The organism is Nocardioides maradonensis (genome assembly GCF_054777115.1).
Map to the genome: position 1 here is coordinate 103836 of NZ_BAAHAZ010000007.1, position 19236 is coordinate 123071.

General features: G+C 72.9%; 18 protein-coding genes. 12 read left to right on the plus strand and 6 right to left on the minus strand.

Features of this window, described 5'->3' with window-relative positions:
* Positions 1-143: 143 nt before the first annotated feature.
* Both ACYVAQ_RS10070 and ACYVAQ_RS10075 read left to right on the plus strand, forming a co-directional pair.
* Complete coding sequence (locus ACYVAQ_RS10070; RefSeq protein ID WP_460788884.1) at positions 144-1766, plus strand: ATP-binding protein; 1623 nt, start codon at positions 144-146, stop codon at positions 1764-1766.
* Complete coding sequence (locus ACYVAQ_RS10075) at positions 1763-2464, plus strand: response regulator (protein ID WP_460788886.1); 702 nt, start codon at positions 1763-1765, stop codon at positions 2462-2464. The genes ACYVAQ_RS10070 and ACYVAQ_RS10075 overlap by 4 nt, the downstream gene beginning before the upstream one ends.
* A gap of 4 nt (positions 2465-2468) precedes the next feature.
* Here the strand turns inward: ACYVAQ_RS10075 and ACYVAQ_RS10080 are convergent, their stop codons facing one another.
* From ACYVAQ_RS10080 to ACYVAQ_RS10090, 3 genes are read right to left on the minus strand one after another with little or no spacing between them, the layout of a single operon-like run.
* Positions 2469-3377, minus strand: a complete 909-nt coding sequence (locus ACYVAQ_RS10080; protein ID WP_460788888.1) for an AIM24 family protein — start codon at positions 3375-3377, stop codon at positions 2469-2471.
* On the minus strand, positions 3377-4174 hold the full coding sequence (locus ACYVAQ_RS10085) for an AIM24 family protein (protein ID WP_460788890.1): 798 nt from the start codon (positions 4172-4174) through the stop codon (positions 3377-3379). The genes ACYVAQ_RS10080 and ACYVAQ_RS10085 overlap by 1 nt, the downstream gene beginning before the upstream one ends.
* Before the next feature lie 9 nt (positions 4175-4183).
* Positions 4184-4699, minus strand: a complete 516-nt coding sequence (locus tag ACYVAQ_RS10090) for a 2'-5' RNA ligase family protein (RefSeq protein WP_460788892.1) — start codon at positions 4697-4699, stop codon at positions 4184-4186.
* 92 nt (positions 4700-4791) lie between these two features.
* Between ACYVAQ_RS10090 and ACYVAQ_RS10095 the strand changes: the two genes are divergently transcribed.
* The 3 genes from ACYVAQ_RS10095 to ACYVAQ_RS10105 are packed head-to-tail and all read left to right on the plus strand — an operon-like array spanning position 4792 to position 6757.
* Positions 4792-4920: a hypothetical protein gene (locus ACYVAQ_RS10095; RefSeq protein ID WP_460788894.1), complete on the plus strand. Its 129-nt coding sequence runs from the start codon at positions 4792-4794 to the stop codon at positions 4918-4920.
* A gap of 53 nt (positions 4921-4973) precedes the next feature.
* On the plus strand, positions 4974-6005 hold the full coding sequence (gene cobT, locus ACYVAQ_RS10100) for a nicotinate-nucleotide--dimethylbenzimidazole phosphoribosyltransferase (protein WP_460788896.1): 1032 nt from the start codon (positions 4974-4976) through the stop codon (positions 6003-6005).
* Positions 6002-6757 (plus strand): adenosylcobinamide-GDP ribazoletransferase, encoded by a 756-nt coding sequence (locus ACYVAQ_RS10105; RefSeq protein ID WP_460788899.1) that lies wholly within the window; start codon positions 6002-6004, stop codon positions 6755-6757. Before cobT ends, ACYVAQ_RS10105 begins: the two co-directional genes overlap by 4 nt.
* An 83-nt stretch (positions 6758-6840) precedes the next feature.
* Here the strand turns inward: ACYVAQ_RS10105 and cobU are convergent, their stop codons facing one another.
* On the minus strand, positions 6841-7374 hold the full coding sequence (cobU, locus tag ACYVAQ_RS10110) for a bifunctional adenosylcobinamide kinase/adenosylcobinamide-phosphate guanylyltransferase (RefSeq protein WP_460788902.1): 534 nt from the start codon (positions 7372-7374) through the stop codon (positions 6841-6843).
* Positions 7371-8810, minus strand: coding sequence for an RNB domain-containing ribonuclease (locus tag ACYVAQ_RS10115; protein WP_460788904.1), 1440 nt, complete (start codon positions 8808-8810; stop codon positions 7371-7373). The genes cobU and ACYVAQ_RS10115 overlap by 4 nt, the downstream gene beginning before the upstream one ends.
* 51 nt (positions 8811-8861) lie before the next feature.
* On the opposite strand from ACYVAQ_RS10115, the gene yaaA reads away from it, so the two are divergent.
* The 4 genes from yaaA (at position 8862) to ACYVAQ_RS10135 (ending at position 13332) form a co-directional block, all read left to right on the plus strand.
* The gene (yaaA, locus tag ACYVAQ_RS10120) at positions 8862-9641 is read left to right on the plus strand and encodes a peroxide stress protein YaaA (protein WP_460788906.1); all 780 of its coding nucleotides are present in this window, start codon (positions 8862-8864) and stop codon (positions 9639-9641) included.
* Positions 9642-9827: 186 nt separating this feature from the next.
* Positions 9828-10760, plus strand: a complete 933-nt coding sequence (gene sepH, locus ACYVAQ_RS10125) for a septation protein SepH (RefSeq protein WP_460789202.1) — start codon at positions 9828-9830, stop codon at positions 10758-10760.
* Between the two features lie 27 nt (positions 10761-10787).
* A complete protein-coding gene (locus ACYVAQ_RS10130) occupies positions 10788-12824 on the plus strand; it encodes an SDR family oxidoreductase (protein WP_460788908.1) in 2037 nt (678 codons plus the stop codon).
* Positions 12825-12894: 70 nt separating this feature from the next.
* Positions 12895-13332, plus strand: coding sequence for a hypothetical protein (locus ACYVAQ_RS10135; RefSeq protein ID WP_460788909.1), 438 nt, complete (start codon positions 12895-12897; stop codon positions 13330-13332).
* Between the two features lie 6 nt (positions 13333-13338).
* Here the strand turns inward: ACYVAQ_RS10135 and ACYVAQ_RS10140 are convergent, their stop codons facing one another.
* On the minus strand, positions 13339-14310 hold the full coding sequence (locus tag ACYVAQ_RS10140) for a DUF4192 domain-containing protein (protein ID WP_460788911.1): 972 nt from the start codon (positions 14308-14310) through the stop codon (positions 13339-13341).
* Positions 14311-14504: 194 nt separating this feature from the next.
* Between ACYVAQ_RS10140 and ACYVAQ_RS10145 the strand changes: the two genes are divergently transcribed.
* The 3 genes from ACYVAQ_RS10145 (at position 14505) to ACYVAQ_RS10155 (ending at position 19136) form a co-directional block, all read left to right on the plus strand.
* Entirely contained in the window at positions 14505-15836 is a 1332-nt protein-coding gene (locus ACYVAQ_RS10145; protein WP_460788913.1) for a DNA polymerase IV, read from the plus strand.
* A 9-nt stretch (positions 15837-15845) separates the two neighbouring features.
* Entirely contained in the window at positions 15846-18038 is a 2193-nt protein-coding gene (locus ACYVAQ_RS10150; protein WP_460788915.1) for a S9 family peptidase, read from the plus strand.
* A gap of 153 nt (positions 18039-18191) precedes the next feature.
* The gene (locus tag ACYVAQ_RS10155) at positions 18192-19136 is read left to right on the plus strand and encodes a sigma-70 family RNA polymerase sigma factor (protein ID WP_460788917.1); all 945 of its coding nucleotides are present in this window, start codon (positions 18192-18194) and stop codon (positions 19134-19136) included.
* Positions 19137-19236 lie beyond the last annotated feature (100 nt).

Sequence of the window (19236 nt, forward strand, 5' to 3'; positions counted from 1 at the left end):
ACAGCGAGGACGCTAGGTATGACGGCCGTCACACCGGAACCTTCTGCGCACAAGGTCCGGTTCTTCCGATTTGCGGGGGTTTTGCGCGTTCTTCTCACGGCCGTCGGCTGGCCGCCCGGAGTGACGGCCTTCACAATGAGCACGTGCCCGTCTTCGCACGCCGGCTCTCGACGCAGATCTTCGCCGCGCAGCTCGTCATCCTGGTCGCCACCGTGGCGATCGGGTTCGTGCTGTTCGCGCGTCAGGCGCGGATCGGGCTCGACCACCAGTACGAGCAGCGCTCGGTGGCGATCGCGGCCACCGTCGCGGGCACGCCCGACGTGGGGGCCTGCCTGGCCGGCCGGTCGGGGTGCACCGAGCCGCTGGAGCGCCTGGCGCAGCGCGTCGAGCGGGAGTCCGGGGCGACGTACGTCGTCATCGTGGACATGCACGGCATCCGGCACTCCCACCCGAACCCGGCCCTGATCGGCCAGCCGATCGAGGAGCCGATCGTCACGATCGACGGCCGCACGCACGTCGGCACCGACCACGGTTCGCTGGGCGACTCGGCCAACGGCAAGGCACCCGTCTACGACGCCGCCGGCGCCATGGTCGGCGAGGTCTCGGTGGGCATCAAGGAGACGACGGTGGGCGCCGCGCTGCGGCACCAGCTGCCGGCGTACCTGCTCTGGACGGGGTTGGCGCTGGCCGGCGGCGCCGTCGCGTCGTGGCTGCTCGCACGGCGCCTGAAGCGCACCACCTTCGGCCTGGAGCCCGAGGAGATCGCGCTGCTGCTGCGCGAGCGCGAGGCGACGCTGCACGGCATCCGGGAGGGTGTCATCGCGCTCGATCCCGACGGCCGGATCTCGATGGTCAACGACGAGGCGCGGCGACTGCTCCGGCTGGGCATGACACCGACCGGCGGCCGGCTGAGCGACCTGCTGCCGGACGGCCGGCTGCTCGAGGTGCTGACCGGCAGCGACACCGCCAACGACGAGGTGGTGCTGACCGACGACTTCGCGCTGCTGGTCAACAAGATGCCGGTGTTCCTGGCCGGGCGGCCGCACGGCACGGTCGTCACCCTGCGCGACCGCACCGAGATCGCCGGGCTGATCCGCGAGCTGGACGGCGTACGTCGCCTCACCGACACGCTCCGCGCCCAGCACCACGAGTTCACCAACCACCTGCACACCGTCGCCGGGCTGATCGAGCTCGGTGAGCACGAGGACGCCCTCGCCTTCCTCACCGACGTGCAGACCAGCCAGGCGGGGTTCGCCGACGCCGTCCGCGAGCGGGTCGCCGCGACCGCGCTGGTCGGGCTGCTGCTCGGCAAGGCCGCGGCGGCGAACGAGCGCGGGGTGGAGCTGCGGCTCACCGAGGACAGCTGGCTGGCCGACTACCCCGACAAGGTCAACGCCTTCACCACGATCCTCGGCAACCTGATCGACAACGCGCTCGACGCCGTGACGGCCGGACCGACGACGGGACCGGGCCTGATCGAGGTCACGCTGCGCGACGACGCGGACGAGATCCTCATCGAGGTCGGCGACAACGGGCCCGGAGTGCCCGAGGGGCTGCGGGAGAAGGTGTTCCTGGACGGCTTCACCACTAAGGCCACCACCGACGGCGTACGCCGGGGCATCGGGCTGGCCCTGGTCCACCGGCTCGTGCAGCGGCTGCACGGGTCGATCACGCTCAGCGACGGACCGGGCGCGCGGTTCGTCGTCCGGCTGCCGATGGCCGCCGCCTCGGACAGCGACACCGGCCGGGAGGTCCAGCACGCATGACCCCGCAGATCCGCACCCTCGTCGTCGACGACGACTTCCGCGTGGCGGCGATCCACACCGCGTTCGTCGAGCGCAGCGACGGCTTCGCCGTGGTCGGCCGCGCGCACACCGCGGCGGAGGCGATCGCGATGGTCGAGGAGCACCGGCCGGACCTCGTGCTGATGGACGTGTTCCTGCCCGACGGCGACGGCCTGGACGTCGTACGCCGCCTCCTCGAGCGCCCCGACCCGCCCGACGTCATCGTGATCACCGCGGCCCGCGAGGTCGCCACGGTCCGCACGGCCATGCAGCTCGGAGCCGTGCACTACCTGATGAAGCCCTTCGGGTTCGCCGCGCTGGACAAGCGGCTGCAGTCCTACCGGCAGCTGCGCCACCGGCTCTCGCACCTCGACCAGGCAGACCAGAGCGAGGTCGACGAGCTCTTCGGCATGCTCCGCCCACCCGATGCCGGCCTGGACCGGCCCGCCAAGGGCCACTCGGCCCCCACCCTGGAGCTCGTGCGCCGCGCCGTCGCCGACGGCGGCAACATGTCGGCCTCCGAGGTGGCCGCCGAGGTCGGCATCAGCCGCAGCACGGCAGCGCGCTACCTGACCTACCTGCTCGAGCACGGCATCGTCCGGCTCGAGCCCCGCTACGGCAGCACGGGCCGCCCCGAGAACGGCTACACGTTGGCGGGGCGGAGCCCGCTGTCCCGCTGAGTCGTCACCACTGCTGCGTGGTGTAGCTCCCTCCGGTGACCGCCTCACCCTCGAGCTCGTTCTCGAACACCGAGTGCACGGCGACGCGGCCGGGCCCGACCAGACGCAGGAACATGGTGCGGACCTGGAACCGGCGCCACGTCGACCAGCCGCGCATCGACGGCGCCTCGAGGTGCAGGCCCATCTGCACCGACAGGTCCTTGTAGAGCAGGGACCGCGGCTGGACCAGGATGTGCTCGCCCGGGGCCAGGTCGCGGATGAAGGTGTTGCCCGGTGCGTGCAGGAGCAGCAGGCCGGGCTCGTTGCGGGCGACGAACACGTCGTCGTACATGCCGAGCGGGTAGTGGGTCTCGCGGTCGTCGCCGTACCCGGTCTGGAACCACATCCCGGTCCGGACGAAGGTGTAGTCGATGCCGCCGGTGGCGGCGAGGAAGCGGTGCTCACGCACCCACATCGCGCCTCCGGCGGGGAGGGGTACGGCGATGACCTCGCCGGCGTGGTTGTCGGAGATGCCGATCCGGCCCGGGCCCGTCGCGTCGAGCATGTACGACGGCATGCCGGCCAGCAGCCGCTTCCACCCACCCGCGTTGGGGTGGTTGGTGATCCGCACGCCCGGCTCGGCCCAGAGCAGGTTGTGGTGCGAGAAGTAGACCGAGTCGCCGGCGTCCAGCGCGAAGTCCGCGACGGGCACCAGGTCGCCCTCGACCTGCACCCGGCTGCGACCGAACTGGATCCGGGTCATGTCCGCGATCGGCGGCTGCTCGACCCAGCCGGAGTCCGAGACCGCGTCGCGCAGGTCGACCGGCGCGCCGCAGCAGGGGCAGGAGCGCTGCGTCTCGGCCAGCTGCGAGCGGAGCCGGCAGTACTTGCAGGTGTAGTCGGCGCCGGCCACGCCCGGAGAGGTCGCGGTCATCAGTCGCTCCCGTGGTGGTGGTACATCGACTGGATGCCCAGGCGACCGGGGCCGACGAACTCCGCGACGTACAGGCCCTTGCTGAACATGCCCGTCTTGACGTCGAGCTGCACGGTGTTCATCTGCACCGAGGCGTCCTTGTAGAGGAAGCCGCCGGGCTCGACCTGGATCCGCTCGCCGGGCGCGAGCCGGCGCTCGAAGACGTTGCCGTTGCCGTGCAGCATCACCACACCGGGGGCGCCTCCGGTGACGAAGCGGTCCATGAACATGCCGTTGCCGCCGTGCAGCAGGTTCGTGAGGCCCTTGATCCGCACGTAGGAGTACGCCGTGGTGTGGCTGGCCACCAGGAACGCGTGCTCGCGCACGTCGAGCTCCGCGCCCGGCGGCAGCGGGATGACCATCAGCTCGCCCGGGGCGTCACGCGAGAACGCGATCCGCCCGGGCCCGTACGCCGCCGTGACGATGTGCGGCATCCCGGCCAGGCTGCGCTTCACCCCGCCCTGCACGTTGTACGCCGCCAGCGGGGTGTGCGCGTCCTTCCAGAGCATCACGTGGTGCTCGAAGTAGACCGAGTCACCCTGCGCCAGGTTGACCTCGGCGACCGGCACCATCGTCCCCTCGACCTGCACGGTCGAGGCGGAGAACCGGAAGTGCTCCATGTCCCGCATCCGCGGAGCCTCCCGCCAGCCGGAGTCGCTGACCAGGTCGGCCGCGTCCAGCGGCGCCCCGCACTGCGGGCAGGTGGTCGTTCCCGGATCGGACTGCGCCTGGCACCACTGACACTCGACGAGCTCCATGCGGGCACGCTATCCGGCCAGCGGCCAGCTCGCGAGGACCTTGCAGTCGCCCTCGGCGTACCGGTGCAGCTCGAGGCGGTCGGCGCGGCAGCACGCCGGCAGCGTGCCGGCCAGGGCCTGTGCCACGGTCGTCGGGGAGATCTCGGCGGTCAGGTGGTCCAAGGTCAGGTGCGGGACCGGGTCGAACTCGCCGGCGTACGGGAGCAGGTCGGGGTACGCCGTCCGCACGGCGTCGGTGAGGCGCGTGAACGGGTCGCCGGGCACGGGCGGCGCGTGGATGATGCCGTTCGGGAAGGCGACGACGTCGTGGAGCGCGAAGTCGAAGGCGGGCGTCCGGGCCGCCAGTGCGCCGAGGACCGCCAGGTCGCGCTCGCCCGGGGCCTCGAGGAACGGCGCGAGGACGGTGATGTGCGCATGGGTGAAGGACGGATCGGCCGACACCCAGCTCGGGTCGTAGTGCTCCCAGCGGGCCCGGACGAAGCCCTCCAGGGCCGGCACCGGGACGGCAAGCACGGAGTGACCCACGGGTGAACTTCTACCGCCAACCGTGATCTTCGGTCGACTTCGTCGTTGCAGGTGTGTCATAACTCGGACGTGACCACGGGGGAATCTCGGCCATGACCACCCACCACACCCACCTCGGCACCGACCTCGACGAGTCGGTCCGCGACCCGGAGCTGTCCGGGATGCTGCTGCTCATCGGCCTCGTCGCGCTGTTCCTGGTGCTGGTGATCCTGGCCACCTGACCGGCATCCGTGCGCCCTGCGCCACCAGGCCGTGCGGTCGCTATCTTGCAGGCATGACCGACTCGATCGCGCCGCCGAACCCCGCCGTCCACGCCGCCGCCGCCGAGCGGCTGGCCGGGTTGGCGACACCGGCCGGGGCGCTGGGCCGGCTCGGCGAGCTCGGCGTCTGGCTGGCCGCCGCCCAGGGCGAGTGCCCGCCGGTGCCGCTGACGAACGTGCGCCTCGTGATCTTCGCCGGCGACCACGGCGTCGCCCAGCACGGCGTCTCGGCCTATCCCCCGGAGATCACCGGGGCGATGGTGCGCACGTTCGTCGCCGGCCTGGCCGGCGTCTCGGCGCTCGCGGCCGCGCACGACGTGCAGGTGCGGGTCCTCGACATCGGTGTCGACGACGACCTCGAGGGCGTGCCGGACGAGGTCCGCGCGCACAAGGTACGTCGCTCCTCCGGCGCCATCCACCTCGAGGACGCCCTCACCGCCGAGGAGACCCGGCAGGCCCTCGCGGCGGGTCGCGCGATCGCCGACGAGGAGATCGCGGCCGGCGCGCAGCTGCTGCTCAGCGGCGACATGGGCATCGGCAACACGACCCCTGCCTCGGCGATGATCGCCGCCGCGCTCGGGCTGCCGGCGGGCGAGGTCACCGGCCGGGGCACCGGCGTCGACGACGCCGCGCTCGCGCACAAGACCGAGGTCGTGCAGGCCGCCCTCGACCGGGCCGGCAGCAGGCTCGAGGACCCGATCGAGACGCTGCAGGCGGTGTCGAGCGCGGACCTCGCGGCGACGGTCGGGTACCTGCTGCGTGCGGCCGAGCGCGGCGTACCGGTGCTGCTGGACGGGCTCATGTCCGTCGCGTGCGCGCTCACGGCCGACCGGATCGCGCCGGGTGCCGCCGCCTGGTTCGCCGCCGGGCACCGCTCCACCGAGCCGGCCCAGTCGCTCGCGCTGGAGAAGCTCGGCATCGAGCCGGTCCTGGACCTGGGCCTGCGGCTCGGCGAGGGATCGGGCGCGGTCGCCGCCGTGCCCGTCGTACGCTCCGCCGGCGCGCTGCTGCGCGACGTCGCCCTCCTCGCCGACCTCATGCCGTGATCCGCAGCCTCCGCCTCTCGGTGGGGATGCTCACGGTCCTCCAGGTCGGGGTGGTGCTCGAGCCGTCGCGCCGGACCGCCCGGGGCGCACTGCTCATGGCACCGCTCGCCGTGGCGCCGCTCGGCATCGCCGTCGGCCTGGTGCTGTGGGCCGGCCGGGTGGTCGGGCTGCCGTCGTTCAGCGCGGCCTTCCTGGCGCTCGGGGCGCTCGCCCTCGGCACCCGGGCGCTGCACCTGGACGGGCTCTCGGACGTGGCCGACGGGCTGACCGCGCCGTACGGGCCGGAGCGGTCGCTGGCCATCATGAAGACCGGCGCCTCCGGACCCGCCGGTACGGCGGGGCTGTTCTTCGTCCTGGCGATCCAGGCGTCGGCGCTCAACCACCTCGTCGCCCGGGACCACGCCGACTGGCAGCACCCGCTCATCGCCTGCGGCTGCGTGATGGCGGCCCGGATGGCGCTGTGGATCACCGCCGCGGCGTGGGTGCCCCCGGCCCGACCGGACGGCCTGGGCCTCACCTTCACCCGGACCATCCCGGTCGCCGTGACCGTGCTGGGTTGGGCGGCGCTGGCGGTCGCGTCGGTGGTCGTCGACCCGGTCCGTGGCCCGGTCACGGTCGCCCTCGCGGGGATCGCCGTGACGGTCCTGACCTGGCGCTGCATCCATCGGTTCGGCGGCGTGACCGGCGACGTGTTCGGGGCTGCCATCGAGCTGGCCTTCGCCGTCCTCGTGCTGGGCGCGGCGACGGTCTGAGGGCCGCCGGGACGCGTCGTACCTGACCAACGCGTTGTGTTGTCGGCGGAAATCCAACGCGTTGGTCAGGTACGACGAAGGCCTCAGAGCTCGAGCACGCGGCCGGCCACCACCAGGTGGACCCGGTCGCAGGCCGCGCCGACCCGTTGGTTGACCGTGCCGAGGAGATCGCGGAACAGCCGGCCGGAGCGGTGGTCGGGTACGACGCCGAGGCCGACCTCATTCGTCACCAGGACGATGTCGGCCCTCTCCCCCGCAGCGGCCAGGGCGTCGACCAGCGCGGCAGCGCGCTCACCGACGACCCGCGCCGCGTCCTCGACCGGCGCGTCCCAGAGCTCGGCGTCGTCGAGGATGCCCTGCAGCCAGGTGCCGAGGCAGTCGACGATGACGGGCCCAGTCGCGGAGGCGATCGCTCCCGCGACGTCGCCGGTCTCGAGTGTTGTCCAGTGGTCGGGCCGGGCCGCGCGGTGCTTGGCGATGCGCGCGGCCCAGTCGGCGTCGTCGTACGCCGGACCCGCGGCGACGTACGTGACCTGTCCCGTGCAGGCGCCGATCAGCGCCTCCGCGTGGGCCGACTTGCCGGACCTCACCCCGCCCGTGACGAGGACCCTCGTCACGGGGCCGTCAGCCTGAACTCGACCTTGCGCTGCGCCACGTCGGCGACCGCCAGGGTGGCCCGGACGTCCTGACCGACCGGGAGCGGAGCGTCCGCCGTGACCGGCGCCTCCACCCCGACGGCAGCGGCCATCAGCACGCCGTGGGTCGGGTCCTTCTCGTCCGCGCTGGTGACCGTGCCGTTGAAGGTCTGTCCTACCCGGTCGGCGAGGATGCCCGCCTCGACGAGGTCGGCGACGGCCCGCTCGTAGGTGTGGGCGCGACGTCCCGAGTCCTCGAGCAGCTTCGGCAGGTCGGGCAGCGCGCTGCGCGCCCAGTCGGGCACCGGCCGACCCGCGCTCAGGGCGAGGCACACCTCGCCGACGTACCGGTCCCCGAGGCGGCGCAGGGGGGCCGTGACGTGGGCGTACTCCGCCGCCACCGCGCTCTGCACGCGCTGCTCGGGCAGCTCGCCGTCGAAGGAGGTGTAGCCGCTGCCGCGTAGCAGCCGCGTGCACGCCACCGTCATCGCCTGGTCGGCCGGGCGCTTCGGGTCCAGCCCGCGGATGAACGCCGGGTAGTCCTCGTCGGCCGGCCAGTCGACCTGCAAGGCCTGCGCCACGCGACGCAGCCGCTCGACGTCGCGCGGGTCCGGCGGCGGCAGCGTGCGCAGCATGCCGATCTTGCCCTCGACCATGAGTCCCGCCGCGGCCATCCCGGTGAGCAACGAGATCTGGGCGTTCCACAGCTCGATGGGGAGCTGCTCGCGGAACGACAGCGAGAAGGACCCGTCCTGGGCTGTGATCTCCTGCTCGGGAAGCGGAAGCGAGACTCCCCCGCGCTCCACCTCCTGCGTCTCCCGCAGCTTCCCGATCTCGGCGAGCAGGGCGATCACCTCGGGCGCGGTGCCGCCGTCGAGGGCGGCCTGCGCATCGACGTACGACCACCGCGCGGTGGAGCGGACTCTCGCCCGCTCGACCTCGACCGAACGCTGGGCTCCGTTCTCGTCCAGCCCGATCGTCCACAGCAGCGCCGGACGGACCTGGTCGGGCAGCAGCGACGCGGCGTTCTCCGAGAGCGTCGGCGGGTGCAGCGGGATCCGGGTATCGGCGCCGTACAGGGTCTCGCCGCGGCGGCGGGCCTCCTCGTCGATCGAGTCACCGGCGGTCACGAAGGCGGCGACGTCGGCGATCGCGTAGTGCACCACGTAGCCCTGGCCGTCGCGCTCCAGGTGCATCGCCTGGTCCAGGTCCATCGAGCCCGCCGGGTCGATGGTGAGGAACGGGAGGTCGGTGCGGTCCAGGTCCGGCAGCACGACCGCGGCCGCGGCCTTCTCGGCGGCGGCCAGCACCTCGGGCGGGAACTCCCCCGGCAGGTGCTGCTCCTCGGCGATCCGCTGCAGACCCTGCTGCAGCTGGGGCGAGCTTGCCCTGACCCGGAACACGACGTCTCGCGGCATGGCCTCGACCCTATCCCCGGGCCCGCATGCGCCACTCCTATCCTGGCGGCCGTGCTGATCCTGCTGCCGCCCAGCGAGGGCAAGACCTCCCCGCGCCGGGGAGCCGCGCTCGACCTGGACGGTCTCGCGCTCCCGGACCTGACGCCTGCGCGGGAGAAGGTGCTCGAGGCGCTGGTGGCCCTGTGCCGCGACGACGCCGGCCGCGCCTCCGAGGTGCTCGGGCTCTCCGCGGGCCAGGCCGACCTGGTCGAGCGCAACGCCGCTCTCCCGTCGGCGCCGACCGCGCGTGCGGACCGGATCTACACCGGGGTCCTGTACGACGCCCTCGACGTGGCCTCGCTCTCCGCGGCGGCGAAGCGGCGGGCCGGCTCCCGGCTGGCCGTCACCTCCTCGCTGTTCGGGCTGGTGCGCCTGGGCGACCGGATCCCGGCGTACCGCCTCTCCGGTGACGCCTCCCTCCCCGGCCTCGGTCCCGTGGCCGGCGTGTGGCGCGACGCGCTCGGGCCGGCCGTGACCGACGCCCTGGGCAAGGGTCTCCTCGTCGACCTGCGCTCGAGCACGTACGCCGCCTTCTGGCGCCCACCCGCCGAGCTGGCCGGCCGCGTCGCGACCGTCCGGGTGCTGCACGAGTCGGGCGGACAGCGCAAGGTGGTCAGCCACTTCAACAAGGCCACCAAGGGCCGCATCGTGCGCGCCCTGCTCGAGGACGGCGCCGACCCACGCACCCCGGCAGCGCTCGCCGCCGCGCTGGAGCGACTGGGCTGGACGGTCGAGCTCGGCACCCCGGGCGCGAAGGGGACCCAGCTCGACGTCGTCGTGCCCGAGCTCTGAGCGGCTCACCGCGCGGTGAAATTGTCGACAGATCGTCAACCGGTGGGCGTGCCGCACGTCGCGGCGCCCCGGGCGGCGTAGGCTCGCCCCACCGTGGACGACGAGCGCAACCCTGACCAGGCCCCCGAGGAGACCGGGGATCCCCTGGCTGCGCCGGAACCGCCCTCCCCGACCCGGCTCACGCTGGTGCGGGTGACCGATTCCGGCCGTGCCCTGCTCCTGCGCAACGAGGACGGTGGCGAGTTCCACCTGGAGATCACGCCGCTCCTCCGCACGTCGGTCCACGGTGGCACGCCCCGCCGAACGGAGACCAAGATGACCAGCAGCCTGCGCCCCCGTGACATCCAGAACCGGATCCGGTCCGGCGAGTCACCGGAATCGGTGGCCGAGGCGGCCGGGACCACGGTCGAGGCGATCATGCCGTACGTCGCTCCCGTCGTCGCCGAGCGCGAGCACGTCGCCTCCACCGCGCAGCGGGCGTCCCTGCGCCGCGGGCCGGGTGAGCCCAGCACGCCTCCGATCAACCGGGTGCTCGGCGACGCCGTCGCCACCCACCTCGACTCCGTGGGCGGCAAGGCGGAGGACGTCGCCTGGGACGCCTACCGTCGCGAGACCGGTCGGTGGGTGCTCACGGCGACCTACGCCGTCGCAGGTCGCAGCGGTACCGCCCGGTTCACCTACGACGCCCCCGGCAACTACGCCCTCACCGATGACGACGACGCGCGGTGGCTGATCGGGGACCTGGTCGAGGCCACCCCGGTCGCCGAGCCGGTCGACGACCTGCAGCAGTTCCGCGCGCGCCGGATGGCCTCGACCAACGCCGCCGACCTCCCGCTGGGCGGGTCGCTCGGCGACGACGCCCTCGATCTCGTCGACTCCCCCACGCCCGTGGCCGAGCCGCCCGCCGGCCAGGGCCACCTGCCCTTCGACGAGCCGCTGCGCTCGACCGTCCCCGAGCCGGCGCCGGCCGAGGCACAGACCGCGGCGGCGTCCTCCGAGGACACCCCCTCCGAGGACGCCGGGGACGCCGCACGTCACCGCCGCCAGGCCCAGAAGAAGCGCGGCCGCGCATCCGTCCCGAGCTGGGACGAGATCATGTTCGGACCTACGGGAGAATGAGGCCCGATCCGGCGTAGGGTCCGGGTCATGGCTTACTTCGTTACCGGTGCCACCGGCTTCATCGGTCGTTACCTCGTCGACGAGCTCGTCGACCACCGCGATGGCGAGATCTACGTCCTGTGCCGGGCCTCCTCCGTGCACCGGCTCGAGCCGCTGATCCGGCGGTGGGGCCCGTCCCGGGTGACCCCGGTGATCGGCGACCTGTCCGCGCCCGCTCTCGGCGTGGACCAGGCCTGGATCGACGAGCACGCCGGCAAGGTGGAGCACTTCTTCCACCTGGCCGCCATCTACGACATCACCGCCGACGACGCGACGAACGACGCGATGAACATCGACGGCACCCGCAACGCCCTGGAGCTGGCCGACGCGCTCGGCGTCACCACCTTCCACCAGGTGTCCTCGGTGGCCGCGGCCGGCGACTACCACGGCCGCTTCACCGAGGACATGTTCGAGGAGGGGCAGCCGCTGCCCTCGCCGTACCACCGCACGAAGTACGAGTCGGAGAAGATCGTCCGCGACGAGGCCACGATGGGCTGGCGCATCTACCGGCCGGCGATCGTCCTGGGGCACTCCCAGACCGGCGCCATGGACAAGATCGACGGGCCGTACTACTTCTTCCCGCTCCTCAAGCGGATGCGCGACAGCCTGCCCGGCTGGCTCCCCCTGGTCGGGGTCGACCTCGGTGACACGAACATGGTGCCGGTGGACTACGTCGCCAAGGCGATGGACCACATCGCCCACCTCCCGGGCCACGACGGCGAGGCGTTCCACCTGGTGAACCCCGAGCCGCAGCCGGTGGTGGAGTCGATGAACGCATTCGCCGCCGCCGCGGGCGCCCCGCGGTTCGCGACCCCTCTCGACGCGACCTCGGCCGCCACGAGCCTGCTCCCCCGCGCCTTGCGTCCGCTGAACATCTTCAACTCCGTGGTGCGCACGGCCCCCGCCCAGGCCCTCCTCGACCAGACGCTGGGCCGCCTCGGCGTCCCGGCCGAGGCCCTCGCGCACACGTCGTTCCACTCCGTGTTCGATGACTCCAGGGCCCAGCGGGCGCTCGCCGGGTCGGGCATCTCGGTGCCGCCCTTGGAGACCTACGCCCGCACGCTGTGGTCGTACTGGGAGGAGAACCTGGACGACTCGACTGCGCGCAGCGCCCGCAACCGGGCCGCCCTCAAGGGCAAGTACGTCGTCATCACCGGCGCGTCCTCGGGCATCGGCAAGGTCACCGCGCTCAAGGTCGCGCAGGCCGGCGGCATCCCGGTGCTGGTCGCGCGCGGCAAGGACAAGCTCGAGGAGACGAAGGCGACGATCGAGCAGCGGGGCGGCGAGGCACGGGTGTTCCCGTGCGACCTCTCCGACCTGAGCGCGATCGACGACCTGTGCCAGCGGCTGATCACCGAGCTGCCGAGCGTCGACTTCGTGGTCAACAACGCGGGCCGCTCGATCCGCCGCTCGCTGAAGCTGTCGCACGACCGCTTCCACGACTTCGAGCGCACGATGCAGCTGAACTACTTCGGCGCCATCCGGCTGATCATCGGCCTGATGCCGCAGCTGACCGCCCAGCACTCGGGCCACATCGTCAACATCTCCTCGATCGGCGTGCAGACGAACCCGCCGCGGTTCTCGGCCTACGTCGCGTCGAAGGCCGCCCTCGACGCGTGGAGCAACGTCGTCTCCTCCGAGGTCGTCGGCAACGGCATCACCTTCACGAACGTGCACATGCCGCTGGTGCGGACGCCGATGATCGCCCCGACCAAGATCTACGACAAGTTCCCCACCATCTCGCCGGCACAGGCCGCCGACGTGGTGATCAAGGCGCTCGTCGAGAAGCCCCACGAGATCAACACCGCCCTCGGCACCGCCGGGGAGCTCGCCCATACGGTGGCCCCGCGGGCGGCGTTCCGGGTGCTCAACCTTGCCTACCAGGTCTTCCCGGACTCGGCGGCGGCCAAGGGCCAGAAGCCCGCGTCCGAGGCGGCCGCGGACGCGGCCGAGGCCCCGACGCCGGGTCGGCGGGAGACCGAGCAGATGCTGCTCGCCCAGGTCTTCCGCGGCGTGCACTGGTAAGCGGGCCGGTAGGCCGTCTGCCTGTGGAGGACGCCTGCACGATCCACGGAGGTCGTGCAGGCTGCTGCGGGTGAGCATCGAGGAGCCCCTCACGCCGGCGCTGCGCCGGGTCCTGCGGCGCGCCGTCGTCGACCACGCCGCCTCGATGAGCGGCCGGACGTGCCCGAGCGTGCTCCACGTCGGCATCCCCGGTGGCACCCAGCGCACCCTCGAACTCGACCCCTCCTGGGAGCTCGACGCCACGCTGCGGGTGGACATGATCGAGGCGATCACACGGCGGCCCCTCGCCGAGGGACGGGTGCCGCTCGTGTGGCTCACCCGAGCGGGGCCGGGCCGCCCGACGAGCGACGACCAGCTCTGGGCGGCAGCGGTGCGTGCGGCCGGCGCGGAGCTGAAGGTCGCGCTGGACCTCGTGGTCGTCACCCGGCACTCCTGGTGCGACCCGCGGACCGGGACGGGCCGGACGTGGCAGCGACACCGCAACCTGCCCGGCCACGCCCCGGGCTGACCTCCCTCACGCCGACCACGCGTCGGGCGGGACCGCACCCTCGAGCAGGCCCGCCAGGAGCCCGGCCATCGAGTCCTCCGGCCGAGCCCGCTGGGCCCGGTCGACCGCCGCCCAGGCCTGCGCGCCGTCGCCGGCCTGCCAGGCCGCGAACCCGAGCAGGTCGGCGACGGGCGGCACCAGCCGCTCCGGGGTCCGGGGCAGCACGCGTGCCCAGAACGCACGGTGCTCCACCGCGGTCCCGCGATCGATCAGGCCCCAGGCGGCGTCCCGGGCGGGGACCGCCTGGATCGTCCAGACCAGGCGCGCCAGCTGCTCGGCGTCCAGCGGCTCGTCGTCGGCGACGTAGGAGCGGACGGCGCGCTCGGTCCACCGCGCCGCGCGGCGGACCTCCACCTCGCCGGGGGGCCCGCCGGCGCCCGCCAACCCCAGGCGCTGCAGAGCCGCCGCCACCTCCGCGCACGCCACCGGATCGGGCTCGAGCGCGGCGACCATCTCCGCGCGGCTGCCGTACGCGAGCCGGCCCTCCACCATGGCCTCGACGACGAACGGGTGGTTGCTGATGTCGTAGGCGACGGGCTCGTCGTCGACCGACGGAGCGCCGAGCATCCGGTAGTGCACACCGTCGGCCCAGATGCAGGCGACCACGTCGATGCCGCTGCCCAGGGCGCCGCGACGCAGGGTGCGCAGCACGGCGCGGGCGACCTGCTCGTCGGAGCCGAACACCAGGAAGACCGCGGCGCCGACGCCGAGGCGGCGGGCGGGGCCGAGGATCTTCTCCTCGAGGTCGCGCAGCGCAGCAGGCGAGGCACGGTCGGGGAGGCTCAGCCGGGCGTGGAACGGCCGTGCGGTGGCGAAGGTCAGCATCACGGCGTCCTCGGCCGGCCAGAAGCCGAGCAGCACCGGCGCGAGCGCGAGCAGGTCCTCGGGGCTCCGGGCGGTCATGTGGCGGACGGGGTCGGGAGTCGGGCGATTCGTCATGCGCCCCAACCTCACGACGGGGGCCGACAACGGGCGGCTGCGCGGGGAGCGCCTGTGGACGGTGCCGCGCCGCCCGGTGGCTGTGGACGTCCAGGTGGCACAGGATGGGACGGAAGTGGCCAGTGGGACGTCGGCGCCGGAGCTGTCCGCGCGCACCGTTAGGTTGAGCCGGTGCGAGGGCGAGGTGACGCGGCATGAGGACGACCGCATCGATCCTGCACCTCGACCTGGACGCGTTCTTCGCCGCGGTCGAGCAGCGCGACAAGCCCTCCCTGCGCGGCAAGCCGGTGGTCGTCGGCGGGACGGGCGGGCGCGGCGTGGTGTCGACGGCGTCGTACGAGGCACGCGTGTACGGCGTCCGCTCCGCCATGTCGACCCGGGAGGCGCGCGCCCTCTGCCCGCACGCCGCCTACCTCACCGGCCGCTTCCACGCCTACCGCGCCGCGAGCCAGGTGGTGATGGGCATCCTGCGCTCGTACTCCCCGCTCGTCGAACCGCTGTCGCTCGACGAGGCCTTCGTCGACCTCGCCGCCGCGGACCTGCCCGACCTCGAGACCCCCACCGTGACCGCCTTCGCGCAGCGCCTCCGCGCCGAGGTGCACGACGCCACGGGCGGCCTCACCGCGTCCGTCGGCCTGGCGAGCTCGAAGTTCCTGGCCAAGATCGCGAGCGACCTCGACAAGCCGGATGGGCTGCGGGTCATCCCGCCCGGCACCGAGCAGGAGACCCTGCGCCCGATGCAGGTCTCGGTCATCCCCGGCGTCGGCCCGGCGACGGTGGAGCGCCTCAAGCGGATCGGCGTCAGGACCGTCGCCGACCTGGAGCGGCTCAGCGAGGACGAGCTGGTCCGTGTCCTCGGCCAGGCGCACGGCCGCGGCCTGTACCTCCTCGCGCGCGCCCGTGACGACCGCCGCGTCGAGCCCGAGCGCGAGACCAAGTCGGTGAGCGTCGAGGGCACCTACGAGACCGACGTGACCGACCGCGCCGTCATGGCGGCGATCGTCACCCGCCAGGCCGGCCAGGTCGCCGACCGCCTGGACCGCAACGGGCTGTCCGGCCGCACCATCACCCTCAAGGTGAGGCTCTACGACTTCACCACGCTGACGCGCTCCAGCACCCTGGACGGCCCCACCGACGACCCCGGCGTGATCACCCGTGTCGCCAAGCGGCTCCTCACCGAGCTCGACCCGGTCGGCGGCGTACGCCTGCTCGGGGTGGGTGTCTCGGGGCTCGCCGACTGGGTGCAGGACGAGCTGTTCGACGACGCCGCGGACACCGGCACCAGCACCGAGCAGCCCGAGGAGGTCGTCCTCCCTGACGAACGCGCCGCCGACTACCGGCCCGGCATGGACGTCGAGCACGACGAGAGGGGCCGCGGCTGGGTGTGGGGTGCCGGCAGGGGCGTCGTGACCGTCCGGTTCGAGACCGCCGAGACCGGCCCCGGCCCGGTGCGCTCGTACGCCGCCGACGACCCGGCGCTGCACCGCTGGCATCCCCCGCAGGACGAGCCACCGGAGACCGACTAGCGTCGGAGCATGTCCGACGCACAACCGCCGACCGCTCCGCCGGTCGCTCCTCCGATCGCCGAGCGCCGCCCCGTCACCACGGTCCACCACGGCCGCGAGCGCACCGACGAGTACGACTGGCTGCGGGACAAGGACGACCCGGCGGTGCTGGCCTACCTGGAGGCCGAGAACGCCTACACGAAGGCGCGCACCGACCACCTCGCCGACCTGCGCGCGACGATCTTCGAGGAGATCAAGGGCCGCACCCTCGAGACCGACCTCAGCCTCCCCAGCCGGGTGCGTGGCTACTGGTACTACGGCCGGTCCTTCGAGGGCCGCCAGTACGGCGCGACGTACCGCGTCCCGGTCACCGACCTGAGCGACTGGACGCCCCCGCAGCCCGCCGAGGCCGCGAAGCCCGACGAGCCCGCGCTCCCCGGCGAGGAACTGCTGCTCGACCTCGACGCCCTCGCCGAGGGGCACGAGTTCTTCTCCCTGGGCGGCTCGGCGGTCAGCCCCGACGACAAGCTCCTGGCCTACGCCACCGACGTCGTCGGCGACGAGCGCTACACGGTGCGCATCCTCGACCTCACCTCGCGCGAGCTGCTCGACGACGAGCTCACCGACGTGCTCGGCGGCGTCACGTGGGGCGCGACCGCGAGCCACTTCTACTACACGACCGTCGACGAGACGTGGCGCCCGGACAAGGTGTGGCGGCACCGCCTCGGCACCGCGCAGGCCGACGACGAGCTCGTCTTCCACGAGCCGGACGGCCGGTTCTACGTCGGTGTGGGTCGCACTCGCAGCCAGCGCTACGTCGTGATCGCGGCCGGCTCGAAGACGACGAGCGAGTACCACCTGCTCGACGCCGCCGACCCCGACGCGCACCCGCAGTGCTTCGCCGAGCGCACCGAGGGCGTCGAGTACTCCCTGGACCACGCGGTCATCGGCGGGCAGGACCGCTTCCTGGTGCTGCACAACGCCGCAGGTCCGGAGTTCGAGCTCGGCATCGCGCCCGGCGTACCCACGCCGCGGGATGGGTGGGTCCCCCTGCTCCCGCACGACGACGCGGTCCGGCTCGAGGACGTCGACGCCTTCGCCGGTCACCTCGTGGTCTCCCAGCGCAGCGAGGGACGGACCCGGATCCGGGTGCTGACCCTGTCCGACGACCCGAACGACCCCGTCGCCAAGGACGAGCTGCTCGAGTTCGGCAGCGAGCTCGCCACCGTCGGGCTCGGCGGCAACCCGAGCTTCGACGCCCCGACGATCCGGGTCGGGATGACCAGCCTCAGCCACCCGTCCTCGGTCTACGACCACGAGCTGGCCACCGGCGAGCAGTTCCTGCGCAAGCAGATGCCCGTGCTCGGCGGCTACGACCCCGACGACTACGAGGAGCACCGGCTCTGGGCGCCGAGCACCGGCGGGGTCGAGGTGCCGATCTCCCTCATCGTCCGCAAGGACGTGCGCGCGGCCGGCGAGCCGGTGCCGCTGCTGCTCTACGGCTACGGCTCCTACGAGGCCTCGATGGACCCCTGGTTCTCGGTCGGCCGGCTCTCGTTGCTCGACCGCGGCGCGGCCTTCGCGGTCGCCCACGTCCGAGGTGGAGGCGAGATGGGCCGGCACTGGTACGACGACGGCAAGCTCGAGCACAAGCAGCACACCTTCGACGACTTCATCGCGTCCGCCCGCCACCTCGCGAGCACCGGCTGGACCACCCCGCAGCAGATCGTGGCGCAGGGCGGCAGCGCGGGCGGCCTGCTGATGGGCGCGGTCGCGAACCAGGCGCCCGACGCCTTCGGTGCGATCGTGGCGGAGGTGCCGTTCGTCGATGCACTGACCTCGATGCTCGACTCGACGCTCCCCCTCACGATCGGCGAGTACGACGAGTGGGGCAACCCCGAGGACGACCCGGTCGCCTACGAGCGGATCGCCGGGTACGCGCCGTACGACAACGTCGCGGACCTCCCCTATCCGCCGATCCTGGCCGAGACCAGCCTCAATGACACCCGCGTCCTCTACGTCGAGCCGGCGAAGTGGGTGGCGCGGCTGCGCGCGACCGCACCGCGCGCCGACGTGCTGCTCCGGACCGAGATGGCCGCGGGCCACGGCGGCGTCTCCGGCCGCTACCGGGCCTGGGAGGACCTGGCCTTCACCCTCGCCTGGGTGCTCGACCGCATGGGCCTCGCGGGCGCGGGTACCTCCTCGGCTGTCGACGGTTCTTAAGAAGACCCTGAGAGTACTGACCGTCGGCAACTTTTGACGGGCGGCTGCACGTCAATACCGGTGTAGGCCGGCGCCGGGGCGGGAATCCGTCCCCCGGTTCCGGTGTTGGACCAGGTAGCACCCGGCGATCCCGGGTCGGCGAAGGAGGGCGTGATGACCGCAATCAGGACTCGCGAGATCGAAGGACGGGACAGCGTCGGGTTGTACCTCGACGAGATCGCCCGTACGCCGCTGCTGGACGCCGCACGCGAGGTGGAGCTGGCCAAGACCATCGAGGCCGGGCTGTACGCCGAGGACCTGCTCGCCCAGGGCCACTACGGTCGCCGCAAGGGCGCGCCGAAGTCGGCGCCCACCAAGGAGGAGCTGGAGTGGCTGGCCGAGGAGGGCCAGCGTGCGGTGACCGAGTTCATCAACGCGAACCTGCGGCTGGTCGTCTCGATCGCGCGCAAGTACGGCCGCGCACAGATGCCGATGCTCGACCTCATCCAGGAGGGCAACACCGGCCTGATCCGCGCCGTGGAGAAGTTCGACTACGCGAAGGGCTACAAGTTCTCGACGTACGCGACCTGGTGGGTGCGGCAGGCGATCACCCGCGGCATCGCACAGCAGGCCCGTGTCGTGCGGCTGCCCGTGCACGTGGTCGAGGAGCTCAACCAGGTCGGCTCGGCCCGCCGGACGCTCGAGCGCCAGCTCGGTCGCTCCCCGGAGCCGGAGGAGATCGCCACCGAGCTCGGCATGGACCTCGAGCGGGTGCTGGACCTGATGACCTGGGGTCGGGAGCACGTCAGCCTCGACTCCCCGCTCGACGAGGACGGCGACACCTCGCTCGGCGACCTGCTCGCCCAGGAGACCTCGCCGGGTCCGGACCTGACCGTGATCGACGCCGACGCGCGCGACCGGCTCAACCTGCTCGTCGACCAGCTCGACCCGCGGGCCGCCGACATCATCCGGGCCCGCTACGGCCTCACCGACGGGCGCCAGCACAAGCTCGCCGACATCGGCCGCAAGCACGGCATCTCCGCCGAGCGCGTCCGGCAGCTGGAGCGCGAGGCGCTGCAGAAGCTGCGTCGCCTCGGCGACCCCGACCTGGCGGCCTGAGCAACCGCCACCGGCTCAGGCGTCAGTCCCCCCGCCGACGAGCCGCTCGAAGACCTCCGTCACACGCTGACGGAGGTCTTCGCGCGTCCCGGGCTGGGGG

Excerpts from the sequence above, each read along its gene's own strand:
- ACYVAQ_RS10080 (WP_460788888.1), bottom strand. The coding sequence starts at position 3,377 with ATGACCGCGACCTCTCCGGGCGTGGCCGGCGCCGACTACACCTGCAAG.
- cobT (WP_460788896.1), top strand. The coding sequence starts at position 4,974 with ATGACCGACTCGATCGCGCCGCCGAACCCCGCCGTCCACGCCGCCGCC.
- ACYVAQ_RS10145 (WP_460788913.1), top strand. The coding sequence starts at position 14,505 with ATGAGGACGACCGCATCGATCCTGCACCTCGACCTGGACGCGTTCTTC.
- ACYVAQ_RS10155 (WP_460788917.1), top strand. The coding sequence starts at position 18,192 with ATGACCGCAATCAGGACTCGCGAGATCGAAGGACGGGACAGCGTCGGG.
- ACYVAQ_RS10095 (WP_460788894.1), top strand. The coding sequence starts at position 4,792 with ATGACCACCCACCACACCCACCTCGGCACCGACCTCGACGAGTCGGTC.
- ACYVAQ_RS10075 (WP_460788886.1), top strand. The coding sequence starts at position 1,763 with ATGACCCCGCAGATCCGCACCCTCGTCGTCGACGACGACTTCCGCGTG.
- ACYVAQ_RS10130 (WP_460788908.1), top strand. The coding sequence starts at position 10,788 with ATGGCTTACTTCGTTACCGGTGCCACCGGCTTCATCGGTCGTTACCTC.
- ACYVAQ_RS10115 (WP_460788904.1), bottom strand. The coding sequence starts at position 8,810 with ATGCCGCGAGACGTCGTGTTCCGGGTCAGGGCAAGCTCGCCCCAGCTG.
- ACYVAQ_RS10150 (WP_460788915.1), top strand. The coding sequence starts at position 15,846 with ATGTCCGACGCACAACCGCCGACCGCTCCGCCGGTCGCTCCTCCGATC.
- ACYVAQ_RS10140 (WP_460788911.1), bottom strand. The coding sequence starts at position 14,310 with ATGACGAATCGCCCGACTCCCGACCCCGTCCGCCACATGACCGCCCGG.
- ACYVAQ_RS10085 (WP_460788890.1), bottom strand. The coding sequence starts at position 4,174 with ATGGAGCTCGTCGAGTGTCAGTGGTGCCAGGCGCAGTCCGATCCGGGA.